Below are 25,598 nucleotides of genomic sequence, written 5' to 3' on the forward strand. Positions count from 1 at the left end.
ATCATAAAGTTCTTTCTGCGCTTAGTCGCGGCGGCGGCTGTTCAGACCCAGCAGACGCACCACATACAAGAAGATGTTGATGAAGTCCAGATACAGCGTCAGTGCACCGTAGATGGAAGCCTTTTCCGCCAGCTCGCTGTCCCCTGCGTAGTAGGAGTACATCTGGCTCAGCTTCTGGGTGTCGTAGGCGGTCAGCAGCATGAACACCACCAGACCGATGCCGGAATACAGCACCGTGCTCATAAAGCCCATGCCGAACAGCACACCGACGAAACCGGTGATAAGCAGCGCAAACAGCGCCATCATCAGCTTGGGACCCCAGCCGGACAGATCCTTGTGGGTGGTGGTGCCGTAAACTGCCATCAGGCCGAAATACAGCGATGTGGCAAGGAAGGCCAGCACCAGCGTGCCCAGATCAAAGGCAAGGAAATAATAGCTCAGCACCATGCCGTTGAGCAGGGCGTAGCCTAAAAATACTCCTCTTGCCGCGCCCACGGACATATTCTGCACCCGGGCGCTCAGCACGAACACCAGCGCCAGCTCGGCAATGGTGAACAGCAGGTACAGCGAGTTGACCACATAGAACAGCGGGGTGGTAGCGGTGACAAACGCCGCCGCAAAGGTGATCAGCAGTCCCAGCGCCATCCAGCGGTAGGTGCGGGTCATATAATCAGCCGAGGTCATTGTAGGCTCTGCATAGCCACGGTTGTAATTGTTGTAACTCATCTGGGTTCCTCCAGTCTATTCTGCCGGAGCATTTCTCTCTTGCTCCGGTCTACGGAATATAGTATACTGCATAGAAATGAACGTTTCATGAAAAAGGCTGTGATATTGTATGTCCCTTGGACTTTATCTGCATATTCCCTACTGCTTTTCCAAATGCCGGTACTGCGATTTTTATTCCCACCCCGGGGAGCGGGGCGTGCCGGATGCTTATGTGGACGCGCTTCTGCGGGAGCTGCACCGCTTTGCGCCAAACGCGCCCCTGCGGCCGGATACCGTTTATTTCGGCGGCGGCACGCCCAGCCTGCTCACCCCGGCGCAGACAGAGCGGCTCATCCGGGCAGCAGAGCCTGTGCCCGGTGCAGAGATCACCTTGGAAGCAAACCCCGAGACCGTCACCGAGGAGAGCCTGCGGGGCTTCCGGGCGGCGGGGGTGAACCGCATCTCCTTCGGGGTGCAGTCTGCCCGGGACACCCAGCTGCGCACCCTTGGCCGTCCCCACAGCGCCAAGCAGGCGCGGGCAGCCTTTGCCGCCGCCCGGCGCGCCGGGTTCGAGAATATCAGCGGCGATATCATGCTGGCATTGCCCCACTACACGCAGGCCGAGTTTGACGAGACACTGGAGCTGATCGAAAAAGGCGGTGCCACCCATATCTCGGCCTACCTTTTAAAGATAGAGCCGGACTCCGCCTTTGGCAAGCACCCGCCGGAGGGGCTGCCCACCAGCGATGAAGCCGCCGATTTCTACCTTTACGCCGTGGAGCAGCTGGAGCACCACGGCTACCTCCAGTACGAGATCTCCAACTTTGCAAAGCCGGGCTATGAGGGCAGGCACAACCTCATCTACTGGGACTGCGGCGACTATCTTGGCCTTGGCCCTGCGGCGCACTCCTGCATGGGCGGCAAGCGGTTCTGCTACGCACCGGACACCGCCGCCTTTCTGCAGGACGCCGCCGCGCCCATCATGGACGGCAATTGCGGCGCAGAGGACTACCTGATCTTACAGCTGCGGCTGCGCAAGGGGCTTGACCTTGCAGCCTACAAAGCCATATACGGCAAGCAGTTTTCCACCGCACAGCTGGCCTTTGTGCAAAACTGCGTCCGCGCCGGGTATGCCACCTTCGATGGCAGTACCCTCGCTCTGACCCCCGCCGGGCTTATTGTTCAGAACAGCATCCTTGCCCAGCTGCTGTAAGCCCTCTCAGGCTTTGGCTCTTGTCCCCAGCTTTTCCAGTTCCACCACCGGCCAGCCAAGGGCGCGGATGGCGCTTTCATCGTGGGTAGCCAGCAGCACCGGCTTGCCCGCGCAGCGCTGCCGCAGCAGTGCCGCTGCCCGCTGCAAGGTGTCCGGGTCCATGCCGGTAAAGGGCTCGTCCAATAGCAGGGTGTCGCTGGGTGCCCACAGCGCCCGCAGCAGCGCCACCCGCCGCTTTTGCCCGCCGGAAAGCCTGCGGGCAGGCAGCTGCAAGGCTGCAATGTCCATTCCAAGTTGTTGAAAACCGCTTATAATTTGCTCTTTGTACTGGTTTTCTACCCCCGGAAGCACCAAGGTGACGTTCTGCACGGCGTTCAGCTGGGGACAAAGGCGGTCTTCCTGAAAGACCGCTGCCACCCGGCCCACGCCCTCCACGCTGCCGGTGGTGGGGCGTTCCAGCCCCATCAGGATGCGCAGCAGGGTGGTCTTGCCCCAGCCGCTGGGTGCCCACAGCACCACGGGAGCATCCACCTCCATGCACAGGTCGGTGAAGAGCGGCGCTGCGCCGAACTGTTTTGTCAGATGTTGAAGCTTCAGCATTTTGTCCCCTCCTCTCCCAGCACTGCGCCCACGGCTTTATCCAGTGCAAGCAGGAACAGCTTTTCAAAGCCTGCGCTCAGCAGGATGATGACAAAGGTCCACGCAAACAGCTCCCCTGTGGAAAGGGTGATCTTAGCGCGGTAGAGCGCATCGCCGATGCTGCCGTTGGGCAGGCCGATGACCTCGGCCGCCACGCCGCTTTTCCAGCAGATGCCCAGCGCCACGCTGCACCCCTGCCGGAAAGCCGGAAGCACCGCAGGCAGCCAGATCGACCGCAGGCGGCGCCCCGGCGGCAGACGGAATACCGCTGCCATCTCCAGCAGCTGCACGTCTGCCCCAGCAATGCCGGTGCGCACCGCGCCGTACAGCACCGGCAGCACCATCAAAAAGCTGATAAGCACCGAAAGCGCACTGCCCCGCACCCAGACCAGCGCCAGAATGATAAAGCTTGCCACCGGCGTGGCCTTGACCAGCTGCATCACCGGAGCCAGCAGTGCATCGGCGGCACTCCACCGGGCGGCGCACACCGCCAGCACCACGCTGACCACTGCGCCCAGCACAAAACCCAGCAAAATGCGCCCTGAGCTGAAGCCCACCCGCTGCCAGAAATCTGCCCTCGGCAGCAATTGCACTAAGGTGCGCAGCGCCTGCACCGGCGATACCAGAAACACCTCCTGCCCGATGGCCATGGCTGCGGCCTGCCAGACCGCCAGCCAGAACGCCACCGCCAGCAGACGGCGGAAAAACTGCTTGTTCTGCTTCATAAACTGCCCTCTTCCGCTTCCTATTATAAAGTATAGTATACCATACCGTCCCGCAAAGGGGAATGACCTGTGCACCACCTGCGGCGGGTCGGCTCGTTTTGTATATACTTTTATTCAACCGTCGTATGCTTGACATGAATTTGCATCCAGTGTAAACTGGGTACAGTATACGGTGCATCTTTGCGCCGACGCAGGAAAGAGAGGACGGTATTGACAAAAGCGCTCAAGGGCCGCAAGCTGCTGCTTGTCGGTTTTACGTTATTTTCCATGTTTTTCGGGGCGGGCAACCTGATCTTCCCACCCGATCTGGGTGCAAAGGCGGGGGTAAACTTCTGGCCCGCCTTTCTGGGGCTTGTCATCAGTGCCGTGGGTCTGCCCGTGGCAGGGGTCATCGCGGTGGCACGGGCTGACGGTCTGGATAAGCTTGCCGGGCGGGTGCACCCGGTATTCGCACAGGTGTTCATGATTTTGATCTACCTGTCCATCGGGCCGTGTCTGGCCATTCCGCGCACCGCAAGCACCTCGTTTGCCATGCTCACCCCGCTGCTGGGCAGCAGCGCCGGGCTGCAGCTGGGGTACTCCGTGCTGTTCTTCGGCGCGGCCTTTCTGGTAGCGCTGCGCCCGGACAGGCTCACCCGCTGGCTGGGCAGGCTGCTCTGCCCCTGCCTGCTGGTTCTGATTTTGATCCTGTTCGGCGGCTGTTTGCTGCACCCGCTGGCGGCGCAGTACGGTGCGCCCACCGATGCGTATAGTTCAGCGGTCATTTTACAAGGCGTATTGTACGGTTACCAGACCATGGACGCCCTTGCCGCACTGAACTTTGGCGCGGTCATCGCCATGAACATCCGGGCGCAGGGCGTTGCCCGGGAGCAGGACGTGCAGCGCAGTGCCATCCGTGCCGGTCTTGTGGCAGGCGGGCTGTTGCTGGCGGTCTATGCCATGCTGGGGCACGCCGGAGCGTTGACCGGTGCCGCCGTGCCCGGTCTTGCCACCGGTGCCGAGGTGCTGACCGTGCTGGCGGAGCGGCTGTTCGGTAAAGCGGGGCTGGTGCTGCTTGCGGCCATCTTTATGCTGGCCTGCTTCAACACCTGTGTGGGGCTAATCGCCTGTGTGGGAGAGTATTTCCACACCTTGCTGCCCCGCATCCCCTACCCTGTTCTTGCCGCCTTTTTTGCCGCTGCCAGTATGCTGATCGCAAATCTGGGGCTGGCAGAGATCCTGCGTCTGTCCGTCCCGGTGCTCAACGCGCTGTACCCGGTAGCCATTGTGCTGATCACGCTTTCCTTCGTGCCCGGGCTGGAGCAGCGCCGCCGGGTCTACCCGCTGTGCATTGGCTGCACCGCCGTGCAGAGCATTGCCGCCGCGCTGCCGCTTGGCGCACTTTCTGCCCTTGCCAACGCCCTGCCACTGGCGGCACTGGGCTTTGGCTGGGTGCTCCCGGCTGCCGCCGGGCTGCTGGCAGGCATTCTTTTAAGCAGAACTGAAAAATAATAGGAGATTTTACTATGATCCAGCCCATCATGCACGACCCGCTGTTTCTGGCGCAGAAGTCCGCCCCCGCCACCCCGGAGGATGTCCCTGTTGCGCGGGACTTACTGGACACCCTGACCGCCCACGCCGACGGCTGTGTGGGCATGGCTGCCAACATGATCGGCGTGCGCAAGCGCATCATCGCGGTGGAAACTGAGGACGGGTATTTAGTGCTGTTCAACCCGGTCATCCTGAAAAAGTCCGGCCAGTACGAAGCCGAAGAGGGCTGTCTTTCGCTGGAAGGTGTGCGGAAAACAAAGCGCTGGCAGAGTATCAAGGTGCAGTACCAGACCATGGACGGCAAGCTGCGCATCAAGACCTTTACCGGCTGGACGGCGCAGATCATCCAGCACGAGATCGACCATTGCGATGGGATCTTGATTTGACCCCATCGCACACTCCCCCGCGTGGGACGATTTTGAATGGCTTCCGCTGCGCTCTAGCCATTTTCAGCGGAAAATTATTTTTAATTCGGGATTCAGAAACGCCTGCGGGCGTTTCTGAATCCCCTTTTCACGGGTGGGGTCGTGAAGGGCAGCAGCATTTGCAGCGCCGCTTTCTGCGAAAGCGCGGTGCTGCGGGCAGCGTTCCTCCCGTGAAAAAGCAACTCTGGAAAATCCGCAGATTTTCCAGAGTTGCAAACATAAAAATATTCTTTCCGCTATTTATGCGCAAAGCGAACGCGGAGCGCATTCCAAATCGTTTTTTCTTCAACTTACGCACAAAGCCCCCGAGGGTGTATCCCCCGGGGGCTTTGCTATGCTGTAACAGAGAAGTCAGAATTTTAGCCCTTCACGCCACCCAAAGCAACGCCGCGGACGATGAACTTGGACAGCAGCAGGTAGACGATGATGACCGGCAGAATGGCGATGGCCACCATCATGTACACCTTGCCCATATCGAACTTCAGGAAGTCCGCGCTGCGCAGCTGAGCGATCAGGATCGGCAGGGTCTTTTTGTCGGCGGTGTCCAGCACCAGAGCCGGGATGAAGTAGTTGTTCCAGCTGGCCACGAAGGAGAAAATGGCCTGTACAGCCAGAGCCGGCTTCATGATGGGCAGCACGATCTTATTAAAGGTATAAAACTCGCCTGCGCCGTCAATGCGGGCGGCTTCCACGATCTCCATGGGAAGGGAAGCGTCCAGATACTGCTTCATGAAGAAGAACACGGTAGGTGCTGCAATGCTGGGGACGATCAGGGGAATGAAGCTGTTTTTCAAGCCCATCTTGGAGATCAACTGCAGAAAGCCCAGTGCGGACACCTGTGTGGGCATGGTCATGATGAGCAGGATCAGGGCAAAGGCAGCCTTTTTGAATTTGAAGTTATAGGCGTAGATGCCGTAGGCCGTCAGAGCCGAGAAGTAAACGCTGAGCGCTGCCGAGCAGGCAGACACCAGCAGGCTGTTGCGGATGCCGCTTACCACAGGGATGTTGGCGTCCGTAAGCACATTGCGGAAGTTTGTGATGATGGATTTGCCCGGCATCAGCGAGAAGCCCTTCTGGATCTCGAAGTGGGTGCGGGTGGAGTTGATGATCAGCACATAGAAGAAGAACAGGCACAGAAAGCTGATCAGCACCAGCACCAGATAGCACCACGCACGGCGGGCGGTCAAGATCGCCTTTTCGGACTGGTTTTTAGGCGTATGTGCCATACTTATTTCCCTCCTTTGGCAGCAGCCTTTTTGGCTGCCTTCAGTTCCTTGCGCTGAGCCTTAGTCAGGCCGTCATCTTCCTTGGTCAGCGAGAAGTACACGACGACGCACAGCACTGCACACACAAGGAACAGCACCACAGATACTGCACCGGCCATGCCGTAGTTCTTGCTGAACAGGTGGTTGTTCAGGTACATGATCATGGTGGTGGAGGTACGGTCGGGGCCGCCCTTGCCGTTGGTCAGGATCTGCGGCACATCGAACATCTGCAGGCCGCCGATCATGGAGGTGATCATCACATAGACCAGAATGGGACGGATCAGGGGCAGGGTGATCTTCCAGAACATCTGGTTCGGGGTGCAGCCGTCCAGCTCTGCAGCCTCGTACAGGGTGGGATCCACGCCCATAATGGCGGCCATCAGCATGATGGTGGTGTTGCCGAACCACATCAGGAAGTTCATCAGACCCACCAGACCACGGTTGCCCCACACGGTATTCAAAAAGCTGATGGGGGTCTTGATCCAGCCCATGCTCAGCAGCACTGCGTTCACCGGGCCGTTATCCGAGAACAGGGCGAAGAACAGCATTGCAAAGGCCGAGGCCATGATCAGGTTGGGCATATAGATGACCGTCTTGAAGAAGGTCTGTCCCTTCAGCTTCAGCCGCAGGTCGGTGAACCATGCCGCCAGCAGCAGCGAGACGACGATCTGCGGGATAAAACCGATGATCCACAGGATCAGCGTGTTGCTGAAATACTTGGGCAGGTCGGTCGCGAACAGGGTGATGTAGTTTTTCAGACCCACAAAGTTGGGTCCGATGATCTTCAAGCCGCTGCGGTAATACTCAAAAAAGCTGTAATAGATGGTGGATGCCAGAGGGATCAGCTGGAATACCGCGAAGATGATAAAGAACGGTGCAATGAAGATATAACCCCATTTCGCGTAGCTGATCGACCCTTTCTTTTTTGTTTTTTCTCCCATGAGATCTCCCTCCTGCCGGGTCACAGCAAAACCAAAGGGGCGGGCGAGATACGCCGCCCGCCCCTTTGCTTCAAATTTCAGTTCGGAGTAAAACCGCTTATGCGGGCCATACCACGTCGGTCAGCTCGGGGTACTTCTCCTTGATGGCGGTCTCGAAGTTTGCCTTGGCGGCATCCTCCTCCACGTTGCCGGTGAAGTAATCCTTGAAAGCGTTCTGGAAGCTCTCGTTCAGGCCCTGATCGTACGGGCCGGCGTTGGACATATCGATCTTGGTTGCAGCCTCTGCAAACAGAGCGATGTGGTTCTGGCCGCCGAGGAAGTCGGACTTGTAATCGCTGCTGGCGATCTCGTTCATGGCCTTCTCGTTGTTGGTGTAATCCTGCGTATCCATGGTGATCTGCTTCATGATGGCTTCATCGCAGGTCAGCTTCAGCATAACGTCCTTGATGGTCTCAAGGTTGTCGCTGCCGGCTGCGCCGCAGATCCAGGTGCCGCCCCAGTAGTAGGGCTGAGGGCCTTCGCACACAGCGTAGTCGCCGTAGATGCCGTTGCCAACCTCTTCCTTGCCGCCCTCAGCGGTAGGAGTTGCCAGAGAGTTGCCCAGCAGGGTGAAGTTGATGCCCCAAGTGGAGTAGAAGAAGCCGAACACCTTACCGGTGGGGCCCTGATCGGAAGCCCACTGGCTGTCCCACAGGCTGGACTTGTTGTTGTAGCCCTTGTCGGTGTACTCCTTGGTCTGATCCACCCACTTCATCAGGTTCTCGTCCACGGTAACGGTGGTGCCGGTGACCCAGGGTGCGGAGACGTTGTTGGAGAAGGTGCGGTATGCATCGTCAAAGCCGGACAGCATCTTGTAGCCCTTGGCAGCAGCCTTGGCAGCTACATCGTTGAACTTATCCCAGTCGGACAGGTAGGTCTGCACTTCGGCGGGGTCATCGGTGCCCAGCACCTCCTTGGCAATGCTGCGGCGGTATGCGAACAGACCCGGGGTAGCCTGCCAGGTGGTGCCGCGCTGGCTGCCGTCCACAGAAACGATATCCTTGGTGTACTGGTACTGGCCGGCCAGATCGGAATCGGTTAGGCCGATATCCTTCTTGACATCCAGAACATAGTCGGAATCCACATACTTCAGAGCGTAGTCAGCCTCGATCAGGAAGATGTCGATCTTGTCATCATCGGCAGCGGAGTCCTGATTCAGCAGAGCCTCGTCCAGCTTGTTCTGGTAGTTGTTGTTCTCGTTGGCGTTGATGGTCCACTTCACGGTGGTGCCGTCCTTCAGGGTGGTGGTGGACTTGTCGGCTGCGATCTCCTTGACCTCGGGATAGTAGTCGTTGAAGCGGCTCTGGAACTCATCATTCCAGCACCAGATGTTCAGCACCTTGCCCTCGGCAGCAGCCGGAGCAGAAGCAGCAGCGGAGGATGCGGGAGCCGCAGAGGAAGCAGCAGTGCTGCTGGAAGAGCCGCCGCCGCAGGCTGCCAGAGCAGCACCAATCGTCACGACACCGGAAGCGAGCAGGAAATTACGACGAGAGATCTTTTTCATAAGGGTAAACCTCCTTCATGGTTTTCCAATTAAAAAATTCATACTCAAAAACTCCGCGCCGGGAGTTGTGGGCCTTTGTTAAAGGATGCGGACGGAGCCGCCGTCCAGCAGTTTGCCGGACACCCGGATCTGCTCCGGCAGGGTCACACGCGGATGCTCGATCAGCTCGATCAGCTTATCCGCTGCCAGCCTGCCAAGGGATTTGGTGTTCTGCTGGTAGGTCACCAGCGGGGGCTTGACCACCCGGGAGAGATAGATGCCATCATATCCCATCACCGAGATGTCCTCCGGGATGCTCAAGCCCGCTTCGCTCAGGGCGTTGTAGCCGCCCAGTGCGGAAAAGTCATCCGGGAAGATGATGCAGGTGGGCCGCTGCGGCAGTGCCAGCAGCGCCCGGGTCTCCTCTGCGCAGCGATCCACATCGTGGTACACACCGCAGCGGACGTACTCCTCCGGCACCTTCAGCCCCAGTTCCTCGCAGGCCTGATAGAAGCCTGCCAAGCGGTTCTCGGTAACGGCGGTCTTTTCGCCGTGGATGAAGGCGATGCGCCGGTGTCCGCAGGCCCATGCCTGCTGTACCAGAGCCTTTGTGCCAACCACGTTGTCTGAAAGGATCGCCATCCGGTTGTTGAACACATGGTCGATGGTCACCACCGGCACATCGCCGTTGACCAGCTCCACCACCTGCGGATCGTAAAAGTTCACGCAGGCGATCACCACGCCGTCCACACCCCGGTAGTGGCAATGTTCCAGATAGCTCATGGACTTGCCGCTGATGTTGTGGTTGATGAAGGTGATATCATAGCCGCGCTTTTCTGCTTCTACCTTGAAGCTGTCCAGCACTGCGGAGAAGTATTCGTGGGTCAGGCCGCTCTGCTTTTCATCTACGAACAGAACGCCAAGGTTGTAAGTACGGTTGGTTTTCAGCGCCCGGGCTGCTGCGTTGGGCAGATACCCTACGCGGCGAGCCGCTGCACGGATGCGTTCCCGCGTGGCCGGTGCGATGTCCGGCTGGTTGTTCAGCGCCTTACTGACAGTTGCGACGGATACGCCGCACTCTTTTGCCAGATCCTTCAGGGACGGCATCTTATGGCCTCCTTCCAAGGAAAGGAGCTGCGGAATGTTTCTCGCGAGTTCCTTAATCGTTTTCGCAATCTCAATATATCGCATTCTGCACCAAAAATCAAGCGAAAACGTAAAAGTTTTAGCTCAGCTGCATCACTTTTGGCATTTCGTTTCAATTCCACCTGTAATAATTGTGCACTTCGATTCGCTTTCGTTACATTTCGATTAAAATAGAAAAATTTTCGTTGCAGTTTCGTTATGGTTTTCGGTGTCAAAGGCCGTATGTATATATTACTTTTAAAATGGGGTTTCGGGTCCTTCGTTCTGTCTTTCACCGGTATGCGCAGCACCGAAAGCCGTCGAAAACCGCCGGGGCTGCGCAGATTATTTTAAAATTTCCGCCGAGATTTTTGCAAAAAGCTCTTGCATTTTTTGGTGGGATACGGTATGCTTAGCGTGATGAGATTGCTTCTTTCGCAGCGCCTTAATCGTTTTCGCCCATCGACGCACTGCCCGCCCGACAAGGCGCAGTTTTAAGGAGGAAGCATTATGAAGTTCGGATATTTTGATGACCAGAATAAGGAATATGTCATCACCACCCCGCAGACCCCCCTGCCCTGGATCAACTACCTTGGCAGCGAGGACTTCTTCAGTCTGGTCTCCAACACGGCGGGCGGTTACAGCTTTTACCGGGACGCCCGGATGCGCCGCCTGACCCGTTACCGCTACAACAACTCCCCGCTGGACATGGACGGCCACCGGATCTACATCAAGGACGGCGACACCGTGTGGAACCCGGGCTGGCAGCCCACCAAGACCCCGCTGGACAGTTACAGCTGCCGCCACGGTCTGGGCTACACTATTTTGGAGGGCAAAAAGGACGGCGTGACCGCTCGGCAGGAACTGTTCGTCCCCAAGGGCGATGCCTGTGAGCTGGACCGGGTGACGGTGTGCAACGGCAGCACCATCGTCAAGGAGCTGGATCTGTTCAGCTATGTGGAGTTCTGCCTGTGGGATGCTGTGGACGACGGCTCCAACTTCCAGCGCAACTTCTCCACCGGTGAGGTGGAGGTAGAGGGCAGCGTCATCTACCACAAGACCGAGTACCGCGAGCGCCGCGACCACTACGCCGTGTTCTGGGCAAACTGCCCGGTGGACAGCTTTGACACCACCCGGGATGCCTTCTGCGGCGTGTACGGCGGCCCGGCAGACCCGCAGGCCGTCCGCGCCGGACACTGCTCCGGCAGCATTACCCACGGCTGGGCACCGGTGGGCGCACTGCACATCCACCTGACCCTCGCCCCCGGCGAGAGCCGCAGCGTCCTGTTCGGTCTGGGCTACATTGAGAACCCGCAGCAGGAAAAGTTCATTGCACCGGGCGTCATCAACAAGACCCGCGCCCATGCCATGATGGAGCGCTACGCTACGGATACACAGGTCGATGCCGCCCGCGCCGCCCTGCGCACCCACTGGGAGCAGCTGCTGTCCACCTACCATCTGGACTCCGGCGAGGAAAAGCTGAACCGCATGGTCAACATCTGGCACCAGTACCAGTGCATGGTCACCTTTAATATGAGCCGCTCTGCCAGCTACTTTGAAAGCGGTACCGGGCGCGGCATGGGCTTCCGGGACAGCTGTCAGGATCTGCTGGGCTTTGTGCACATCATCCCCTCCCGCGCCCGGGAGCGCATTCTGGATATCGCCGCCACCCAGTTTGAGGACGGCAGCGCCTACCACCAGTACCAGCCCCTGACCAAAAAGGGCAACCGGGATATCGGCACCGGCTTCAACGATGACCCGCTGTGGCTCATTGCCGGTACCGCCGCCTACCTGCGGGAGACCGGCGACTGGTCCATTCTGGAAGAGCAGGTGCCCTTTGACAATGACGCCACCAAGGCACAGACCCTGATGGAGCACCTGCGCCGCAGCTTCAACTTTACCTGCACCCATCTGGGTCCCCACGGCCTGCCGCTGATCGGCCGCGCCGACTGGAACGACTGCCTGAACCTGAACTGCTTCTCCGAGCACCCGGGCGAGAGCTTCCAGATCACCGGCCCCAGCGAGGGTCCCGTGGCCGAAAGCGTATTCATTGCCGGTATGTTCGTCAAGTACGGCCACGAATACGCCCAACTGTGCGACCATCTGAATCTGACCGAGGAGGCCGCTGCCGCCCGCAAGCACATTGATGCCGTGGAGCAGGCCACCCTGACCGCCGGTTGGGACGGCGCATGGTTCCGCCGTGCCTACGATGCTTTCGGCAAGCCCGTCGGCAGCAAGGAGTGCACCGAGGGTCAGATCTTTATTGAGCCGCAGGGTATGTGCGTCATGGCGGGCATCGGCAAGGAGAGCGGACAGGCCGCGCAAGCGCTTGCCAGCGTGGAGGAGCGTCTGGACACCAAATACGGTGTGGTGCTGTTGCAGCCCGCCTACACCAGCTATCAGCTGAATCTGGGCGAGATCTCCAGCTATCCTCCGGGATACAAGGAGAACGCCGGTATCTTCTGCCACAACAACCCGTGGATCAGCTGCGCCGAGGCAACGCTCGGTCACGGCGACCGCGCCTTTGCGGTGTACCGCAAGACCTGCCCCGCCTATATCGAGGACATCTCCGAGATCCACCGCACCGAGCCCTACGTTTACAGCCAGATGGTAGCCGGTAAGGACGCCCCCACCTTTGGCGAAGCCAAAAACAGCTGGTTGACCGGCACGGCGGCATGGACCTTCTTCAACATCAGCCAGTACATTCTGGGCATCCAGCCCACCTTGGACGGCCTGCGGGTAGACCCCTGCATCCCTCACACCCTGTCCGGCTTCACCGTGACCCGCCGCTTCCGCGGTGCTGTGTACCACATCACGGTGGATAACGCCGCCGGGGTGCAGCACGGCATCAAGGCCGTTACCGTGGACGGCAAGGCCATCTCCGGCAACGTTCTGCCGCTGGCTGCCGCCGGCACTGAGGTAACGGTGCAGGTGACCATGGGTTAAACCGACTTTCTCTGCTTTTTCATATTATTCTCCTTTCTGTGACCAAAGCCGCCGCGCAGACCTCTGCACGGCGGCTTTGGTTTACAATGAAAATATTTTAACAGCTTAACGATTGATAATGCGCTCCGCGTTGCTCTGCGCATTCCAAATCGTCCCCTTCCCTCTTGCATTTTTGGGGAAAGAGGTGTAAAATACAGTCACAATCAAACACAGGGGAGCTCGTGCAGCGGGCTGAGAGGAAGTATAGCAAGCTTCGACCCTTTTACCTGATGCGGATAATGCCGCCGTAGGAAGTCATACCCTTTATGATTTTTTGCAGGAGGAGCCGCGCTGGGCTCCTCCTGTTTTTTTGTCCTCTGCGGTGGTTCCGCAGCCGGCTGAGGGGGAGCGCCCTGAGCCTTGGATGAATGCAGCGATGGGAAGCCGTGTTCCGGCGTGAGAGGAAACCAGTAAGTTTCGACCGCACCTTCCGTACCTGTTCCCGCCTTGTGGCGGGCACGGGCTGTTTTGTTGCGGGAGCACCGGTGTTCGTCCTGCGCTGCCGCAGATGGTTGAAAAGGAGCTAATTTATCATGAAGAATCTCTCTGTCAAAAAGCTTGCCCTTGCCGGTATGTTCTGTGCCCTGTGCGTGGTGGGCAGCGTGTTCAGCTTTCCCATGTTCGGCAGCAAGTGCGCCCCGGTGCAGCACATGGTCAATGTGCTGTGCGCCGTTCTGCTGGGGCCGTGGTGGGGCGTCGGTGTAGCCTTTGTAGCTTCCCTGCTGCGCAACCTGCTGGGTCTGGGCAGCCTGATGGCTTTCCCGGGCAGTATGTTCGGTGCGCTGCTGTGCGGCCTTGCATACCACAAGACCAAAAACCTGATTGCCACCGTGGTGGGTGAGGTGTTCGGCACCAGCATTCTGGGCGGCCTGTGCGCATGGCCCGTGGCCATCTTCCTGATGGGCAAGAGTGCTGCGGATATCGCCTTCTACGCCTACATCGTGCCCTTCCTCATCTCCACCGCCGTGGGTGCGGTAATCGCCGGTGCAGTGGTGTTCAGCCTGCAGCGCTCCGGCGCTCTGCGCTCCATGCAGAACAGCCTTTCCTGAGCGGAGGTGCCGGGAATGCTCAAAACCGCCTTTGAGAACCTGCGCAGCCGCAGCCCTCTCATCCACAACATCACCAACTACGTCACCGTGAACGACTGCGCCAACATGGTGCTGGCCTGCGGTGCCTCTCCCATCATGGCCGATGATGCCGCCGAGGTGGAGGAGATCACCGCCATCTGCGGCGGACTGAATATCAACATCGGTACACTGAACAGCCGCACCGTCACCAGTATGCTGCTGGCGGGCAAAAAGGCCAATCAGCTGGGGCATCCGGTGGTACTGGACCCGGTGGGTGCCGGCGCTTCCCATCTGCGCACGGACACCGCCTTCCGCCTGCTGCGGGAGGTGCAGTTCACGGTGATCCGGGGCAACATCTCGGAGATCAAAACCCTTGCCTCCGGCGCGGGCACTACTAAGGGCGTGGATGCAGACGTAGCCGACAAGGTGACCGAGGAGAATCTGGACAGCGCTGTAGCCTTTGCCAAGGCTTTTGCCGCCCGCACCGGCGCGGTGGTAGCCATTACCGGTGCTATCGACATCGTAGCCGATGCACAAAAAGCCTACTGCATCCGCAACGGCAACGCCATGATGAGCAGCATCACCGGCACAGGCTGTCAGCTTTCTGCCCTGACGGCAGCCTTTGTCACCGCCAACCCCGGCCACCCGCTGGAAGCTGCCGCTGCGGCGGTATGCGCCATGGGTCTGGCGGGTGAAGTTGCCCACCAGCGGCTCACTCCGCAGGACGGCAACGCTACCTACCGCAATTACATCATTGATGCCATTTACAACATGACCCCCGAACAGCTGGAGAAAGGCGCAAACTATGAAGTGCGATAAACACACCATGCTCCTGTACGCGGTGACCGACCGCGCATGGGTGGGCGAGCAGACGTTGTATCAGCAGGTGGAAAGCGCCCTGAAGGGCGGTGTCACCTGTGTGCAGCTGCGGGAAAAGCAGCTGGGCGACGCGGATTTTCTGCAGGAAGCCATCCAGATCCACGCCCTGTGCCAGCAGTACGGCGTGCCGCTGTTCATCAACGATAACGTGGAGGTGGCCTTGCAGTGCCACGCCGAGGGCATCCATGTGGGGCAGGACGATATGGCCGCCGCACAGGTGCGCCAGCGCGTGGGCGAGGGCGTGATGATCGGCGTATCCGCCCACACGGTACAGGAAGCGCTGGACGCTGTGGCGCACGGCGCGGATTATCTTGGCGTAGGCGCGGTATTTGCCACCCACACCAAGACGGACGTGAGCGAGATGCCCCGGCAGACCCTGCTGGACATCTGCAACGCCGTGGATGTGCCGGTGGTGGCCATTGGCGGCATCCACAAGGAGAACATCCTGCAGCTCAAGGGCACCGGCGTGGACGGTGTGGCGCTGGTAAGCGCCATCTTTGCCGCAAAGGACATCGAGGCCGAGTGCCGGGAGCTGCGCGCCCTTTCGGAGCAGATCATAAAGTAAGCTATCATCCCGCGGCAAACCGGGGGCACCACCTTGGGCCGCGTTACAAAATTCATGGAGAAAACCAACATGAAAAGCGTATCTTGCGCAGGTGCCGGCATCCAGAGCATACTGTTTTTTCTGAATGACGGCTACTTGCCTGCTGGCCGGGAGCTTTCTCCTCGGACACGAGTTCGGGTTGCGGCACCCAGCGGATGCTTCGTGCCTTAAGCAGCACTCGCATCCTACTGGCCGCTGCCCCAGCAGCAACTTCCTGTTTCCGCCACTGGCGGCGGTCGTTGCTGCTGCAGTCCATTCCATCGCCCGCCCTACTGCCTGCGGCAGCAGGGTCCCACCCCAGCGGACGGTCCTCGGAGAAACTCCCAACCAGCGGTTCGCCCCTGCTGCAATGTATGACCAGCACCCTGCTGTTCAGAGATAAACTGTCATTTGGAGGAACACAGCGTATGCAGACTTATACCACCCAGATGAATGCCGCCCGCAAGGGCATCATCACCCCGGAGATGGAGATCGTAGCCAAAAAGGAATACCGCACCACCGAGGAGATCCGCCAGTGGGTCGCCGAAGGCAAGGTAGCCATCCCCGCCAACAAGCACCACAAGTGCCTGAACCCCGAGGGCGTAGGCTCCATGCTGCGCACCAAGATCAACGTGAACCTTGGCGTCTCCCGCGACTGCAAGGACTACAACATTGAGATGCAGAAGGTGATGAGCGCCGTGAACATGGGCGCAGAAGCCATTATGGATCTGTCCAGCCACGGCAACACCCAGCCCTTCCGCCAGAAGCTGACCCACGAGTGCCCGGTGATGATCGGCACTGTGCCGGTGTATGATTCGGTCATCCACTACCAGCGGGATCTGGCGGAGCTGACTGCACAGGACTTCATCGATGTGGTACGCCTGCACGCAGAGGATGGCGTGGACTTTGTTACCCTGCACTGCGGCATCACCCGCAAGACCATCGAGCAGATCCGCAAGCACAAGCGCAAGATGAACATCGTGAGCCGCGGCGGCTCTCTGGTGTTTGCGTGGATGAGCATGACCGGCAACGAGAACCCCTTCTACGAGCACTTTGACGAGATCTGCGAGATCTGCGCCGAGCATGATGTGACCATCTCTCTGGGCGACGCCTGCCGTCCCGGCTGTCTGGCTGACGCCACCGATGTGTGCCAGATCGAGGAACTGGTGCGTCTGGGCGAGCTGACCAAGCGTGCATGGGCGCACAACGTGCAGGTAATGGTGGAGGGTCCCGGCCATGTGCCCCTGAATCAGGTCGCCGCCAACATGGAGGTGCAGAAGAGCATCTGCATGGGTGCACCCTTCTATGTGCTGGGACCTCTGGTCACCGATATCGCCCCCGGCTACGACCACATCACCGCTGCCATCGGCGGCGCAGTGGCAGCCGCCAGCGGTGCGGCCTTCCTGTGCTATGTGACCCCCGCCGAGCATCTGGCACTGCCCAATGTGGAAGACGTAAAGCAGGGCATCGTGGCCTCCAAGATCGCTGCTCACGCCGCCGACATTGCCAAGGGCATCCCCCATGCCCGGGACATTGACGACAAGATGGGCGATGCCCGCCGCGTACTGGACTGGGATGCACAGTTTGCCTGCGCACTGGACCCCGAGACCGCCAAGGCCATCCGCGACGCCCGCCTGCCCGAGGACGACCACAGCGACACCTGCAGTATGTGCGGCAAGTTCTGCGCCGTGCGCAGCATGAACAAGGCGCTGGCCGGTGAATACATCGACATTCTGTAAGCTTTTCCCGCGCTGAAAGGCGCTTCTTCCTCCGGGACTGCTGCACAATCGTGCGGCAGTCCCTTTTTTGTAGGACGATTTAAATGCCCTCCGCTGCCGAGCTGCGGCATATTCAGTGGAATTATTATTTTGCATTTGCTGCACTGCGTTCAGTTTGGTCAATCTATTCTATCAATATTTTAGATTTTACAATTCTTCTGTGCTGTACTATAATGAAGTAGCAACTTTATTTCTCAAAAGTACAGGAGGCTGTTTTCTTGATAGTTGATCTGATCGAAGCGCTTTACCGCCTGCTGTGGGGCGATTTATTCACCCTGCCAGTGGCGGGCGGCATTGGCATCTCCTTCATGGTGGTGCTGCTGTTTGCAGCCGGTATCGGCTTTACCCTGCGCACAAGGCTGCTGCCGGTGCGCCTGTTCCGGGATATGATCGGCGCGGTGTGCGAAAAAAAGCAGGCTGCGGGCGGGCTTTCCTCCTTCCAGACACTGGTCATCTCCACCGCCACCCGGGTGGGCATGGGCAACCTTGTGGGCGTGGTGGCCGCTGTTTCGGCGGGCGGTGCGGGCGCGGTGTTCTGGATGTGGGTCACCGCCCTGCTGGGTGCTTCCACCTCCTTTGTAGAGTCCACTCTGGCGCAGAAGTACCGCGTACCGGACCCGCTGTACGGCGGCTGGCGGGGCGGCCCGGCCTACTACCTTCATGTGCTGGCAGAGCGCAAACGGGGCAAAAAGCTCAAGCGCTCGGTGTGCGCAGCGCTGTTTGCGGTGTCCGGTCTGATCTGCTGGTGCGGCATCAGTCAGGTGATTTCCAACTCGGTCAGTTCTGCCTTTGAAAACGCCTTTCACGTCCCGCCGCTGGCCACTACCGTGGTGCTTACCCTGCTGGCGGCGCTGATCGTGCTGCGCAAAAACGCCACCGTAAAAAGCCTTGACTTTATCGTGCCGGTCATGGCGGTGTGCTACTTTGTCATCACGGTGGGCATCGTGGTGCTGAATCTCCGGCAGCTGCCCGCTGTGCTGGCACGCATCTTTGCCGAAGCCTTTGGCCTGCGTCAGGTGGCCGCAGGCGGCTTTGGCGCAGTGCTGATGAACGGTGTCAAGCGCGGGCTGTTCTCCAACGAAGCGGGCAGCGGCTCTGCCCCCTGCGCCGCTGCCGCTGCGGAGTGTGACGACCCGGTAAAGATGGGTCTTGTGCAGGCGCTGGGCGTATTGATCGACACGGTGGTCATCTGCAGCTGCACTGCTTTTCTGATGCTGCTGGTGCCGCAGGACATCACCGCCGGGCTGACCGGCATGGACCTTTTACAGACTGCCATGCAGTACCATCTGGGCAGTTTTGGCATCGTGTTCATTGCGGTGATCTTAGCGCTGTTCAGCTTCTCCACCTTTCTGGGGGTGCTGTACTACGCCCGGGGCAATGTGGCCTACCTGTGCGGCGACAACTGGTGGAGCCAGACTGCCTACAAGCTGCTGGCGCTGGCCATGCTGCTGGTGGGCGGCACACAGGCCTACACCGTGGTGTGGGATCTGGGCGATGTGGGCATCGGACTGATGACCATCTTCAATATGCTGGCGCTCGTTCCCCTTTCTGGCGAGGCGCTGACCGCCCTGAACGACTACGAAAAGCGCAAAAAGCTGAAATAAAAGGAAGATAGCAAAAACGGGCTGTTGCACAAAGTTCTGTGCAACAGCCCGTTTTGTAATATGCGAAAGCTTTCAGCTATGCTGCTTCAGGGCGCAGACAGCGATGCTCAATGCGCTCCATGCGGCCTGATACATCAGCACCGTGGCGATGGACAGCTGCCAGATGCTGCCCGCATAGGTCAGCAGCACCGCAATGAACACCGAGAAGCATACCGACACCAGCTGCACCGTTGTGGCGCTGGTCTCGGCATTCTGTGCCTGATCTGCGGCCTGCAAGCCGCCGGTCAGGCTGGCAAAGCCCCTGTGGTGGTACAGGCAGCACTTGGGCTTTGCCGGGGCTGCATCGGCGGCTTCAATAGCCTGACACTGGTCGCCGTCCAGTACCGTGACCATGCCCTCCGGCAGATGGTAGGCCTCGGTGATGTGCCGCGCCGTCAGGCTGGGATCCTTGCTGGTGACCAGCAGACGGATGTTCTCCTTTTGCAGAGAAGCAAGACTGCGTGCCACATTGCGGCCGCCCACATAGCGCAGCACGAACATGGCGTGCAGGTTGCCGGACACTGCCAGATACAAAATTTGCAGCTCGCCATTTTTGGAGTGGCTGTCCTCGTAGTCCTGCTCCGGCAGAGTAACGCCCTCCTGCTCCATGTAGCGGCGGGTGCCGATGAGGATGCGGTTATTGTCGCACCACGCCGAGAAGCCCAGTCCGGTGTGCTGCTCCAGATCCTTGACCGGGAACAGGATATCGGTGCGGTCCTCGATGATCTGGCGGAACAGCCCGCGCAGGGTGTCGCAGCTCTCGTTCAGTACACTGGCCGCATACAGGATGGCGCGGTCGATGCGGCCGCCCTTGAAGATGCGGATATCCTCCAGCGTCACGCTGTCAGCGGTAAACAGGTCATCGGCATCCAGCTCAATGGTGTCGATGCCGCCCAGCTCCTCAATGGCTGCCCAGCCGGGCACCACAGCGCCCACAGCGGCGGCAGCTCTTTGCAGCCGCAGCGCCGCCAGACCCGGCACCAGCACCGAGGAAAGGGGTGCGCCCATGCACAGCACGGCAGCAGCCGCAGCTACAGCGCAGTTGATGCCGCCGCCGAACAGCAGGAAGGCTACGCCGCTGAGCACTGCCGCCGCCAGCAGAACACAGGCCACCTTGCGGGCGCGGCGCTCGCTGGCGCGCTCGCTGAGACTCTGCTCCACAAAGTCATCGCTGGCAGTCTGCACCGGGCGGCTCAGCAGCACCCACGGGTCCTTCTGCTCCAGATCCCGGGCGAGGGCGCGGATCAGGTCTTTATCGCGGGTGCGGTAAGCGCCCCGCAGTTCGCCGCCCTCTGCCGCCAGCGCGTAGCCGCCCTGCACGGCAGACAGCATCACCCGGCTGCCCACCAGCGCCAGAAACAGTCCCAGCGCCGCCATACCGGTCAGCAGACCGATGCCCTCGGTGCTGCGGTAGGCGTTGGCATTCAGCATGGCCACCACTGCCTGCAGCAGCGCTGCCACAGCAGCCAGCGCGGGCATGGTGTCCGCACTGGGACGGCCGCGCAAGCCGGTCAGGCCGTCCCGCAGCACCGGGTAGCCCACAAACAGGCTGGCGGCAAACAGCAGCAGATTGGCGGCATAGAACGCCGCCGGTGCTGCGTCCGGGTCCAGCACCGAAAGCGGCGGCAGCAGACGTTCTGCCGTCAGCCCAAGGTGCAGCAGCACCACAGCCAGAATGCCCGCCAGCACACAGCGCAAGGTCAGCTCTGCGGCCATGTGGTGCAGTTTGTCAGCGATGGATTCCGGCACAGTATCCTCGGCAGGGGCAGCGGTTTCTGCTGCGGGTGCGTCCTCCGGCTGTGCCGGGGTCACAGCTGCATCGACTGCCGGTGCGGGCACTGTTTCATCAGCAGGAGCGCCGTCCTGCTCCAGCGGGAGCAGCGGCAGGCTCATGGTATCCTCTTTTTCCGGCTTGTGGGCAGCGGGCTTTTCGTCCTCTGCCGTGCCGAACATCTGGAAGATCGACTTTTTCTCAGGCTTTTTCGGCAGCGTTTCCGGGTCTGCCGGAGCGCTGGCAAACACCACCGGCGGCAGTTCCTCGGCGGCCTTTTGTGCAGCCTTTGCCGGGGCTTTTTCCGGCTCTGCCGCAGGCTGTGCAGGCGCGGGCTGCACCTTTGGCTGCGGCGCTGCCTGCACGGGCTTTGCCGGCTGCACGGCAGGCTTTGCCTTGCCGCTCATGCCGTTGAGCATATCCTTCAGCTGCTGCATCTCCCGCTGTTCCAGTTCCTCCTGCGGCAGCAGTATCTCCGGGGCGTTTTTCGCCTTGGGCTGCTTTTGGGGCGCTGCAGCGGGCTGCGGCTTTGGCTGCGGTACGGGCTTTTCCGTTGCCTGCTGCACAGCAGCAGCCGCCTTGGGTGCAGGCACCGGCTCTTCCGGCGCTGCCTCGACCGGCTCTGTCCGGGCAAACTGCAGCGGCATTACCGGAACAGGGTCTGCGGTGCGCAGCTCCAGCGCCATGTCCTCCTGCTCCGGCTGTACCGGCTTTGCATCTGCCCCCAGCAGGATCTCGCCAGTGGGGATCTCCAGCACCGGCTGTGCCGCGGCGGGCGTTTCTTCTTTATCGTGGCCGAACAGCTTGCCCAGCAGCCCGGCCTTGGGCTTTTCCTCCACTGGGGCAGGCTCGTCCCGGTGGGTCATCTCCTCGGGCAGATCGATCACACTGGTGCTGAAGAAGTTGCGGAACCGCTCTTCAGCCGAGAGCTCTCCCGTCTGCTTGCCCTTGCGTTCATTTTTATTGTTCGGCATCCTTGTCCCTCCCACTGTTCTGGATGGAGTTTACCGCTTGTTTTATTCTTCTACGGCGCGCTGCGACTGGATCTCGTACAGAATGATGCCTGCCGCCACCGAAACGTTATAACTGTCCACGCCGGTACCGGGTGCAGCCATATCCAGCCGCACCACACCGTCGCACAGCTTCTTTACCAGCTGGGATACCCCGCTGCCCTCGCTGCCCAGTACCAGCGCGATGGGGCCGGTCAGGTTATTTTTGCGCAGGGAGACGCCGTCCATGTCGGCGCAGTAGACGAACACGCCCTGCTCCTTCAGGCGGCGGATGGTCTCGCCGATGTTGGCCACACGCGCCACCGGCAGACGCTCGGCAGCGCCTGCGCTGGACTTGATCACGGTGGGGGTAACGGATGCGCCGCCACGCTTGGGGATGACGATGCCGTGGGCACCGCACAGCAGGGCGCTGCGCATGACTGCGCCCAGATTGTGGGGATCCTCAATGCCGTCGCTCAGCACCAAAAAGGGCGGCTCGCCCTTGGCTTTGGCTGCTGCCAGCAGATCCTCCACGGTCGCGTACTCGATCTCGCTTGCAAAGGCCGCCACGCCCTGATGGCTCTCGGTGCCGGTCATCAGGCGCAGCTTGTTGGGGTGCACCCGCTTGACCGTTGCGCCGGCCTCTTTGGCCAGCGCTGTATAGTATGCCGCCACTACCGGAGCCATCCCCTCGGCAATAAGCACGGTGTCCACACCGGAGCCGCTCTTGAGCAGCTCGGTCACAGGGTTTTTGCCGTAGATCAGGCTCTCGCTTTTCTGCTGCGGCTGCTCTGCATCGCGGCGCGGACGGCGCGGCTGGTTACGTTCTTCCATCTTTTTTATGCTCCTTCCGTTCCGGGCGGGCGGTGCCGCGCCGGAGCGTTTTATTCTGTTTATGATAATCCAAGATAAAGTATACCATATCTCGCCCGGCTTCGCCACAAATTGCAGAGATTTTATTGCCCGGCGCTAAAATTTTTTCGGTAAAAAGCGTTCCTTCCTGCCGGTTTCGGCAGCTGTAAAAATGTTTTGCCCGCTGCCCGGTCGGCGGGGTGCAATTCCGCCGTTTTGCCAAGGTCAAAAGTTTTCCACAAAAAACGTCTATACATTCCGTAAACGCTCTGTAATTTTTCCACAAGTTGAAAACTCGGTGGAAAGTGTGTAAAAGTCCAGCCATAGCGCCCGTTTTCCGGGTGGAATTAAACAGTTTCCACCGGGTTTTCAACAGCAAGTTCCTCCATATCTTAGCAAAAGTCTTACAATTTGTAAAATTCAAGTCGGAATTATGACAATTTTTTGAACCGGAAATTGTCCGCTTTTGCAATTTTCTCCAACATCATTTTGACGAATGTTAAAATGTGTTGAAAACCCACCTCATCCAAGCACAAGGCAGATGTTGCGGCATATATGGATTTTTGTCTCTAAACATAATAAGTTTCTGATGCAGCCGCCAGAGCTGCTTTGTGCCGTGCCTGTTCCGCAGCAGCTCTATGCAAGAAAAAGCGCCTGTTCGGATTGATTTTAGGCGCAGTTTGGGGTATACTAACCATGTGGGCTCGTTAAACCATGCACAATGCGGTGTGTGGCAGAGCCGGAACCCCGATAATTTTTGGAGGTAATGAATAATGTTGGTAAATGCAACCGAAATGCTGCTCAAGGCACGCGATGGCCACTACGGTGTGCCGCAGTTCAACATCAATAATCTGGAGTGGACCAAGGCAGTCCTGACCGCCTGCGAGGAAATGAAGAGCCCCGTCATTCTGGGTGTTTCCGAGGGTGCAGGTAAGTACATGACCGGCTTCAAGACTGTTGCCGCTATGGTCAGCGCTATGGTCGATTCCATGGGCATCACTGTTCCCGTTGCTCTGCATCTGGATCACGGCACCTACGAGGGCTGCAAGGCCTGCGTTGAGGCCGGCTTCTCTTCCATCATGTTCGATGGCAGCCACTACTCCATCGAGGAGAACGTGGAAAAGACCAAGGAGCTGGTTGCTCTGGCACACGCTCACGGCATGAGCATCGAGGCCGAGGTTGGCTCCATCGGCGGCGTTGAGGACGGCGTTGTAGGCGCTGGCGAGATCGCTGATCCCGAGGAGTGCGCAAAGATCACCGCTCTGGGCATCGACTTCCTGGCTGCCGGCATCGGCAACATCCACGGCGTCTACCCCGCAAACTGGAAGGGTCTGGACTTCGAGGCTCTGGACCGCATCCATAAGGCCACCAACAACATTCCTCTGGTTCTGCACGGCGGCACCGGCATCCCCGACGAGATGATCGCAAAGGCCATCAGCCTGGGTGTTTCCAAGATCAACATCAACACCGAGTGCCAGCTGGTGTTTGCTGAGGCCACCCGCAAGTACATCGAAGAGGGCAAGGATCAGCAGGGCAAGGGCTTCGACCCCCGCAAGCTGCTGGCTCCCGGCGCAAAGGCCATCGAGGCCAAGTGCAAGGAGAAGATCGAGCTGTTCGGCTGCGCAGGCAAGGGCTAAGCAAAAGCTCGTATCCTAACCGGTACACCACCCAATAAAGTATGCGGCTCCGCCGCACTGTTATGCACAGTGCAGCGGAGCCGCTTTTTGTTTTATATGCGAGCACTCAGCCGTGGGTCGTTTCCATATCGCCAGAAATGGATTGCATACAGTCCCGCACCCAGAAGCAGACAAACGATTGAATAGCTAAGAATCGGAAGCCGCAACAACACGAGATTGCCCGCGATCTGGGTAAAGAACCAGCCCGTTCCATACAAAATTACGATATAAAGCACCAGCCATGCAGCATATTTCAGCCAATGCTCCCGCGGCGGAAAGCCCACCTGCTCCATCATCCGGCGGAACAGTATGCAAAACGCCGCCACTGCAACAACAAGCTGCATCAGATAGCCTACCGAAAGCTCAAAAACCCAATTTCCAATAATCGGATAGAGCAGCAACCCTTCAATGCCCCACCCAAAAAAGAAATACAGAGGTGCAACATACCAGAAGTAATCCCCGGCTCTCAGTGTTTTCAAGCTGGGCTTGACCTCGTCCACAAAGGTCTTTGCGTCCGAAATCGAATGAAACAGTTCCTGATTTTCCTTGTTGGCTTGGATTGCAATATCAAGCAAATCGCTGCGCACAAGTTCGATACCACAGAAGTCCCAGCTGACCCGGCGAAGATAACGAATCACTTCTTTAAGCTGTGCCTGACTTTCTTCGGTCAGCAGCTTAGTACGCATCCGGTTTGTTTTTCGCAATGCAAAATACTTATTCATCTGGCTCCTCCTTAAAAATTTTTTCCACCAGCTGGCAAAGTTGGCTCCAATCCTGCCGAAACTCAAGAAGCGCCAGCCGTCCTTCTTCCGTTACAATGTAATATTTTCGGCTCGGTCCCTTGGGAGAAGGTCTGCGCTCTACCGTAACCTTTCCCTGCTGCTCCAAGCGCAATAGCAGCGGATAGAGCGTGCTTTCACTCAAGTCAGAAAATCCGACCTGTTTCAGATGCATCACGATCTCATAGCCATAGGTCGGCTCTTGCGCAATCAATTTCAGGACACAGTATTCCAGAACACCTTTTAAAAGCTGTGCGTTGTTTTCCATAAGTCCTCCTTTCTGCTAGTATGTAATGCGTAGTAGCTTATCTACATTGTATTACATAGTAGTGTTTCTGTCAAGTCCTGACCTATTGGCATTACAACCAAAAATCATGCCATATTTTTATGCAACAAAAAAGCCCTGAGACTTTCATCTCAGAGCTTTCAGTTAAGTCGGCGACTACCTATTTTCACAAGCCGTTTCCAGCTAACTATCTTCGGCACAAGTAAGCTTAACTTCTGTG

22 protein-coding genes and 1 riboswitch are annotated in these 25,598 nt (G+C 58.9%); of the genes, 10 read left to right on the forward strand and 12 right to left on the reverse strand.

The annotated features are described in order from the left end of the window. Positions 1-21: 21 nt before the first annotated feature. The gene (locus WMO20_RS12145) at positions 22-726 is read right to left on the reverse strand and encodes a Bax inhibitor-1/YccA family protein (RefSeq protein WP_112090570.1); all 705 of its coding nucleotides are present in this window, start codon (positions 724-726) and stop codon (positions 22-24) included. A 109-nt stretch (positions 727-835) separates the two neighbouring features. On the opposite strand from WMO20_RS12145, the gene hemW reads away from it, so the two are divergent. Beyond that, positions 836-1,918, forward strand: coding sequence for a radical SAM family heme chaperone HemW (gene hemW / locus WMO20_RS12150; protein ID WP_349187012.1), 1,083 nt, complete (start codon positions 836-838; stop codon positions 1,916-1,918). Between the two features lie 6 nt (positions 1,919-1,924). Here the strand turns inward: hemW and WMO20_RS12155 are convergent, their stop codons facing one another. Then, on the reverse strand, positions 1,925-2,518 hold the full coding sequence (locus WMO20_RS12155) for an ABC transporter ATP-binding protein (protein ID WP_349187013.1): 594 nt from the start codon (positions 2,516-2,518) through the stop codon (positions 1,925-1,927). Then, positions 2,512-3,282, reverse strand: coding sequence for an ABC transporter permease (locus WMO20_RS12160; protein WP_005920396.1), 771 nt, complete (start codon positions 3,280-3,282; stop codon positions 2,512-2,514). Before WMO20_RS12160 ends, WMO20_RS12155 begins: the two co-directional genes overlap by 7 nt. Before the next feature lie 210 nt (positions 3,283-3,492). Here WMO20_RS12160 and brnQ point away from each other — a divergent pair, with 210 nt between their 5' ends. Then, positions 3,493-4,773 (forward strand): branched-chain amino acid transport system II carrier protein, encoded by a 1,281-nt coding sequence (gene brnQ, locus WMO20_RS12165; RefSeq protein ID WP_349187015.1) that lies wholly within the window; start codon positions 3,493-3,495, stop codon positions 4,771-4,773. A gap of 14 nt (positions 4,774-4,787) precedes the next feature. Then, complete coding sequence (locus WMO20_RS12170; protein ID WP_349187016.1) at positions 4,788-5,198, forward strand: peptide deformylase; 411 nt, start codon at positions 4,788-4,790, stop codon at positions 5,196-5,198. A 398-nt stretch (positions 5,199-5,596) separates the two neighbouring features. Here WMO20_RS12170 and WMO20_RS12175 read toward each other — a convergent pair whose 3' ends face one another. The 4 genes from WMO20_RS12175 to WMO20_RS12190 form a co-directional block, all read right to left on the reverse strand. Continuing rightward, on the reverse strand, positions 5,597-6,463 hold the full coding sequence (locus tag WMO20_RS12175) for a carbohydrate ABC transporter permease (protein WP_005920400.1): 867 nt from the start codon (positions 6,461-6,463) through the stop codon (positions 5,597-5,599). A 2-nt stretch (positions 6,464-6,465) separates the two neighbouring features. Then, the gene (locus tag WMO20_RS12180; RefSeq protein ID WP_097778849.1) at positions 6,466-7,443 is read right to left on the reverse strand and encodes a carbohydrate ABC transporter permease; all 978 of its coding nucleotides are present in this window, start codon (positions 7,441-7,443) and stop codon (positions 6,466-6,468) included. Between the two features lie 97 nt (positions 7,444-7,540). Continuing rightward, positions 7,541-8,986 (reverse strand): twin-arginine translocation signal domain-containing protein, encoded by a 1,446-nt coding sequence (locus WMO20_RS12185; protein WP_112090564.1) that lies wholly within the window; start codon positions 8,984-8,986, stop codon positions 7,541-7,543. A 78-nt stretch (positions 8,987-9,064) separates the two neighbouring features. Further along, positions 9,065-10,072 carry a LacI family DNA-binding transcriptional regulator gene (locus tag WMO20_RS12190; RefSeq protein WP_316544584.1) on the reverse strand — a complete coding sequence of 336 codons (1,008 nt, stop codon included), beginning with the start codon at positions 10,070-10,072 and terminating at the stop codon, positions 9,065-9,067. 528 nt (positions 10,073-10,600) lie between these two features. Between WMO20_RS12190 and WMO20_RS12195 the strand changes: the two genes are divergently transcribed. From WMO20_RS12195 to WMO20_RS12220, 6 genes are all read left to right on the forward strand, one after another. Next, a complete protein-coding gene (locus tag WMO20_RS12195) occupies positions 10,601-13,036 on the forward strand; it encodes a glycoside hydrolase family 94 protein (RefSeq protein ID WP_349187017.1) in 2,436 nt (811 codons plus the stop codon). A 201-nt stretch (positions 13,037-13,237) separates the two neighbouring features. Further along, positions 13,238-13,346: riboswitch (TPP riboswitch) on the forward strand. A 262-nt stretch (positions 13,347-13,608) separates the two neighbouring features. Continuing rightward, positions 13,609-14,124 (forward strand): energy coupling factor transporter S component ThiW, encoded by a 516-nt coding sequence (thiW, locus tag WMO20_RS12200; protein ID WP_015536868.1) that lies wholly within the window; start codon positions 13,609-13,611, stop codon positions 14,122-14,124. A gap of 15 nt (positions 14,125-14,139) precedes the next feature. Next, positions 14,140-14,961 (forward strand): hydroxyethylthiazole kinase, encoded by an 822-nt coding sequence (thiM, locus tag WMO20_RS12205; RefSeq protein ID WP_349187019.1) that lies wholly within the window; start codon positions 14,140-14,142, stop codon positions 14,959-14,961. Continuing rightward, a complete protein-coding gene (thiE, locus tag WMO20_RS12210) occupies positions 14,948-15,586 on the forward strand; it encodes a thiamine phosphate synthase (protein ID WP_349187020.1) in 639 nt (212 codons plus the stop codon). Before thiM ends, thiE begins: the two co-directional genes overlap by 14 nt. A 446-nt stretch (positions 15,587-16,032) precedes the next feature. Continuing rightward, complete coding sequence (gene thiC, locus WMO20_RS12215) at positions 16,033-17,343, forward strand: phosphomethylpyrimidine synthase ThiC (protein WP_349187022.1); 1,311 nt, start codon at positions 16,033-16,035, stop codon at positions 17,341-17,343. Positions 17,344-17,600: 257 nt separating this feature from the next. Further along, complete coding sequence (locus WMO20_RS12220; RefSeq protein WP_349187023.1) at positions 17,601-18,986, forward strand: alanine/glycine:cation symporter family protein; 1,386 nt, start codon at positions 17,601-17,603, stop codon at positions 18,984-18,986. 72 nt (positions 18,987-19,058) lie between these two features. Here WMO20_RS12220 and WMO20_RS12225 read toward each other — a convergent pair whose 3' ends face one another. Genes WMO20_RS12225 through WMO20_RS12235 form a run of 3 tightly spaced genes read right to left on the reverse strand, consistent with a single transcriptional unit; the run spans position 19,059 to position 22,962 of the window. Next, entirely contained in the window at positions 19,059-21,770 is a 2,712-nt protein-coding gene (locus WMO20_RS12225) for an HAD family hydrolase (RefSeq protein ID WP_349187025.1), read from the reverse strand. 42 nt (positions 21,771-21,812) lie between these two features. Next, entirely contained in the window at positions 21,813-22,619 is an 807-nt protein-coding gene (gene rlmB, locus WMO20_RS12230) for a 23S rRNA (guanosine(2251)-2'-O)-methyltransferase RlmB (RefSeq protein ID WP_349187026.1), read from the reverse strand. Beyond that, complete coding sequence (locus WMO20_RS12235; RefSeq protein ID WP_349187028.1) at positions 22,606-22,962, reverse strand: hypothetical protein; 357 nt, start codon at positions 22,960-22,962, stop codon at positions 22,606-22,608. Before WMO20_RS12235 ends, rlmB begins: the two co-directional genes overlap by 14 nt. A 448-nt stretch (positions 22,963-23,410) precedes the next feature. Here WMO20_RS12235 and fba point away from each other — a divergent pair, with 448 nt between their 5' ends. Next, a complete protein-coding gene (gene fba, locus WMO20_RS12240; RefSeq protein ID WP_005920439.1) occupies positions 23,411-24,274 on the forward strand; it encodes a class II fructose-1,6-bisphosphate aldolase in 864 nt (287 codons plus the stop codon). Between the two features lie 92 nt (positions 24,275-24,366). Here fba and WMO20_RS12245 read toward each other — a convergent pair whose 3' ends face one another. Together WMO20_RS12245 and WMO20_RS12250 are read right to left on the reverse strand one after the other, a co-directional pair. Continuing rightward, positions 24,367-25,035 carry a hypothetical protein gene (locus WMO20_RS12245; RefSeq protein WP_349187029.1) on the reverse strand — a complete coding sequence of 223 codons (669 nt, stop codon included), beginning with the start codon at positions 25,033-25,035 and terminating at the stop codon, positions 24,367-24,369. After that, complete coding sequence (locus tag WMO20_RS12250; protein ID WP_295815553.1) at positions 25,028-25,360, reverse strand: PadR family transcriptional regulator; 333 nt, start codon at positions 25,358-25,360, stop codon at positions 25,028-25,030. Before WMO20_RS12250 ends, WMO20_RS12245 begins: the two co-directional genes overlap by 8 nt. Positions 25,361-25,598 lie beyond the last annotated feature (238 nt).

The organism is Faecalibacterium intestinale (genome assembly GCF_040096575.1).
Taxonomy (GTDB): Bacteria; Bacillota; Clostridia; order Oscillospirales; family Ruminococcaceae; genus Faecalibacterium; species Faecalibacterium intestinale.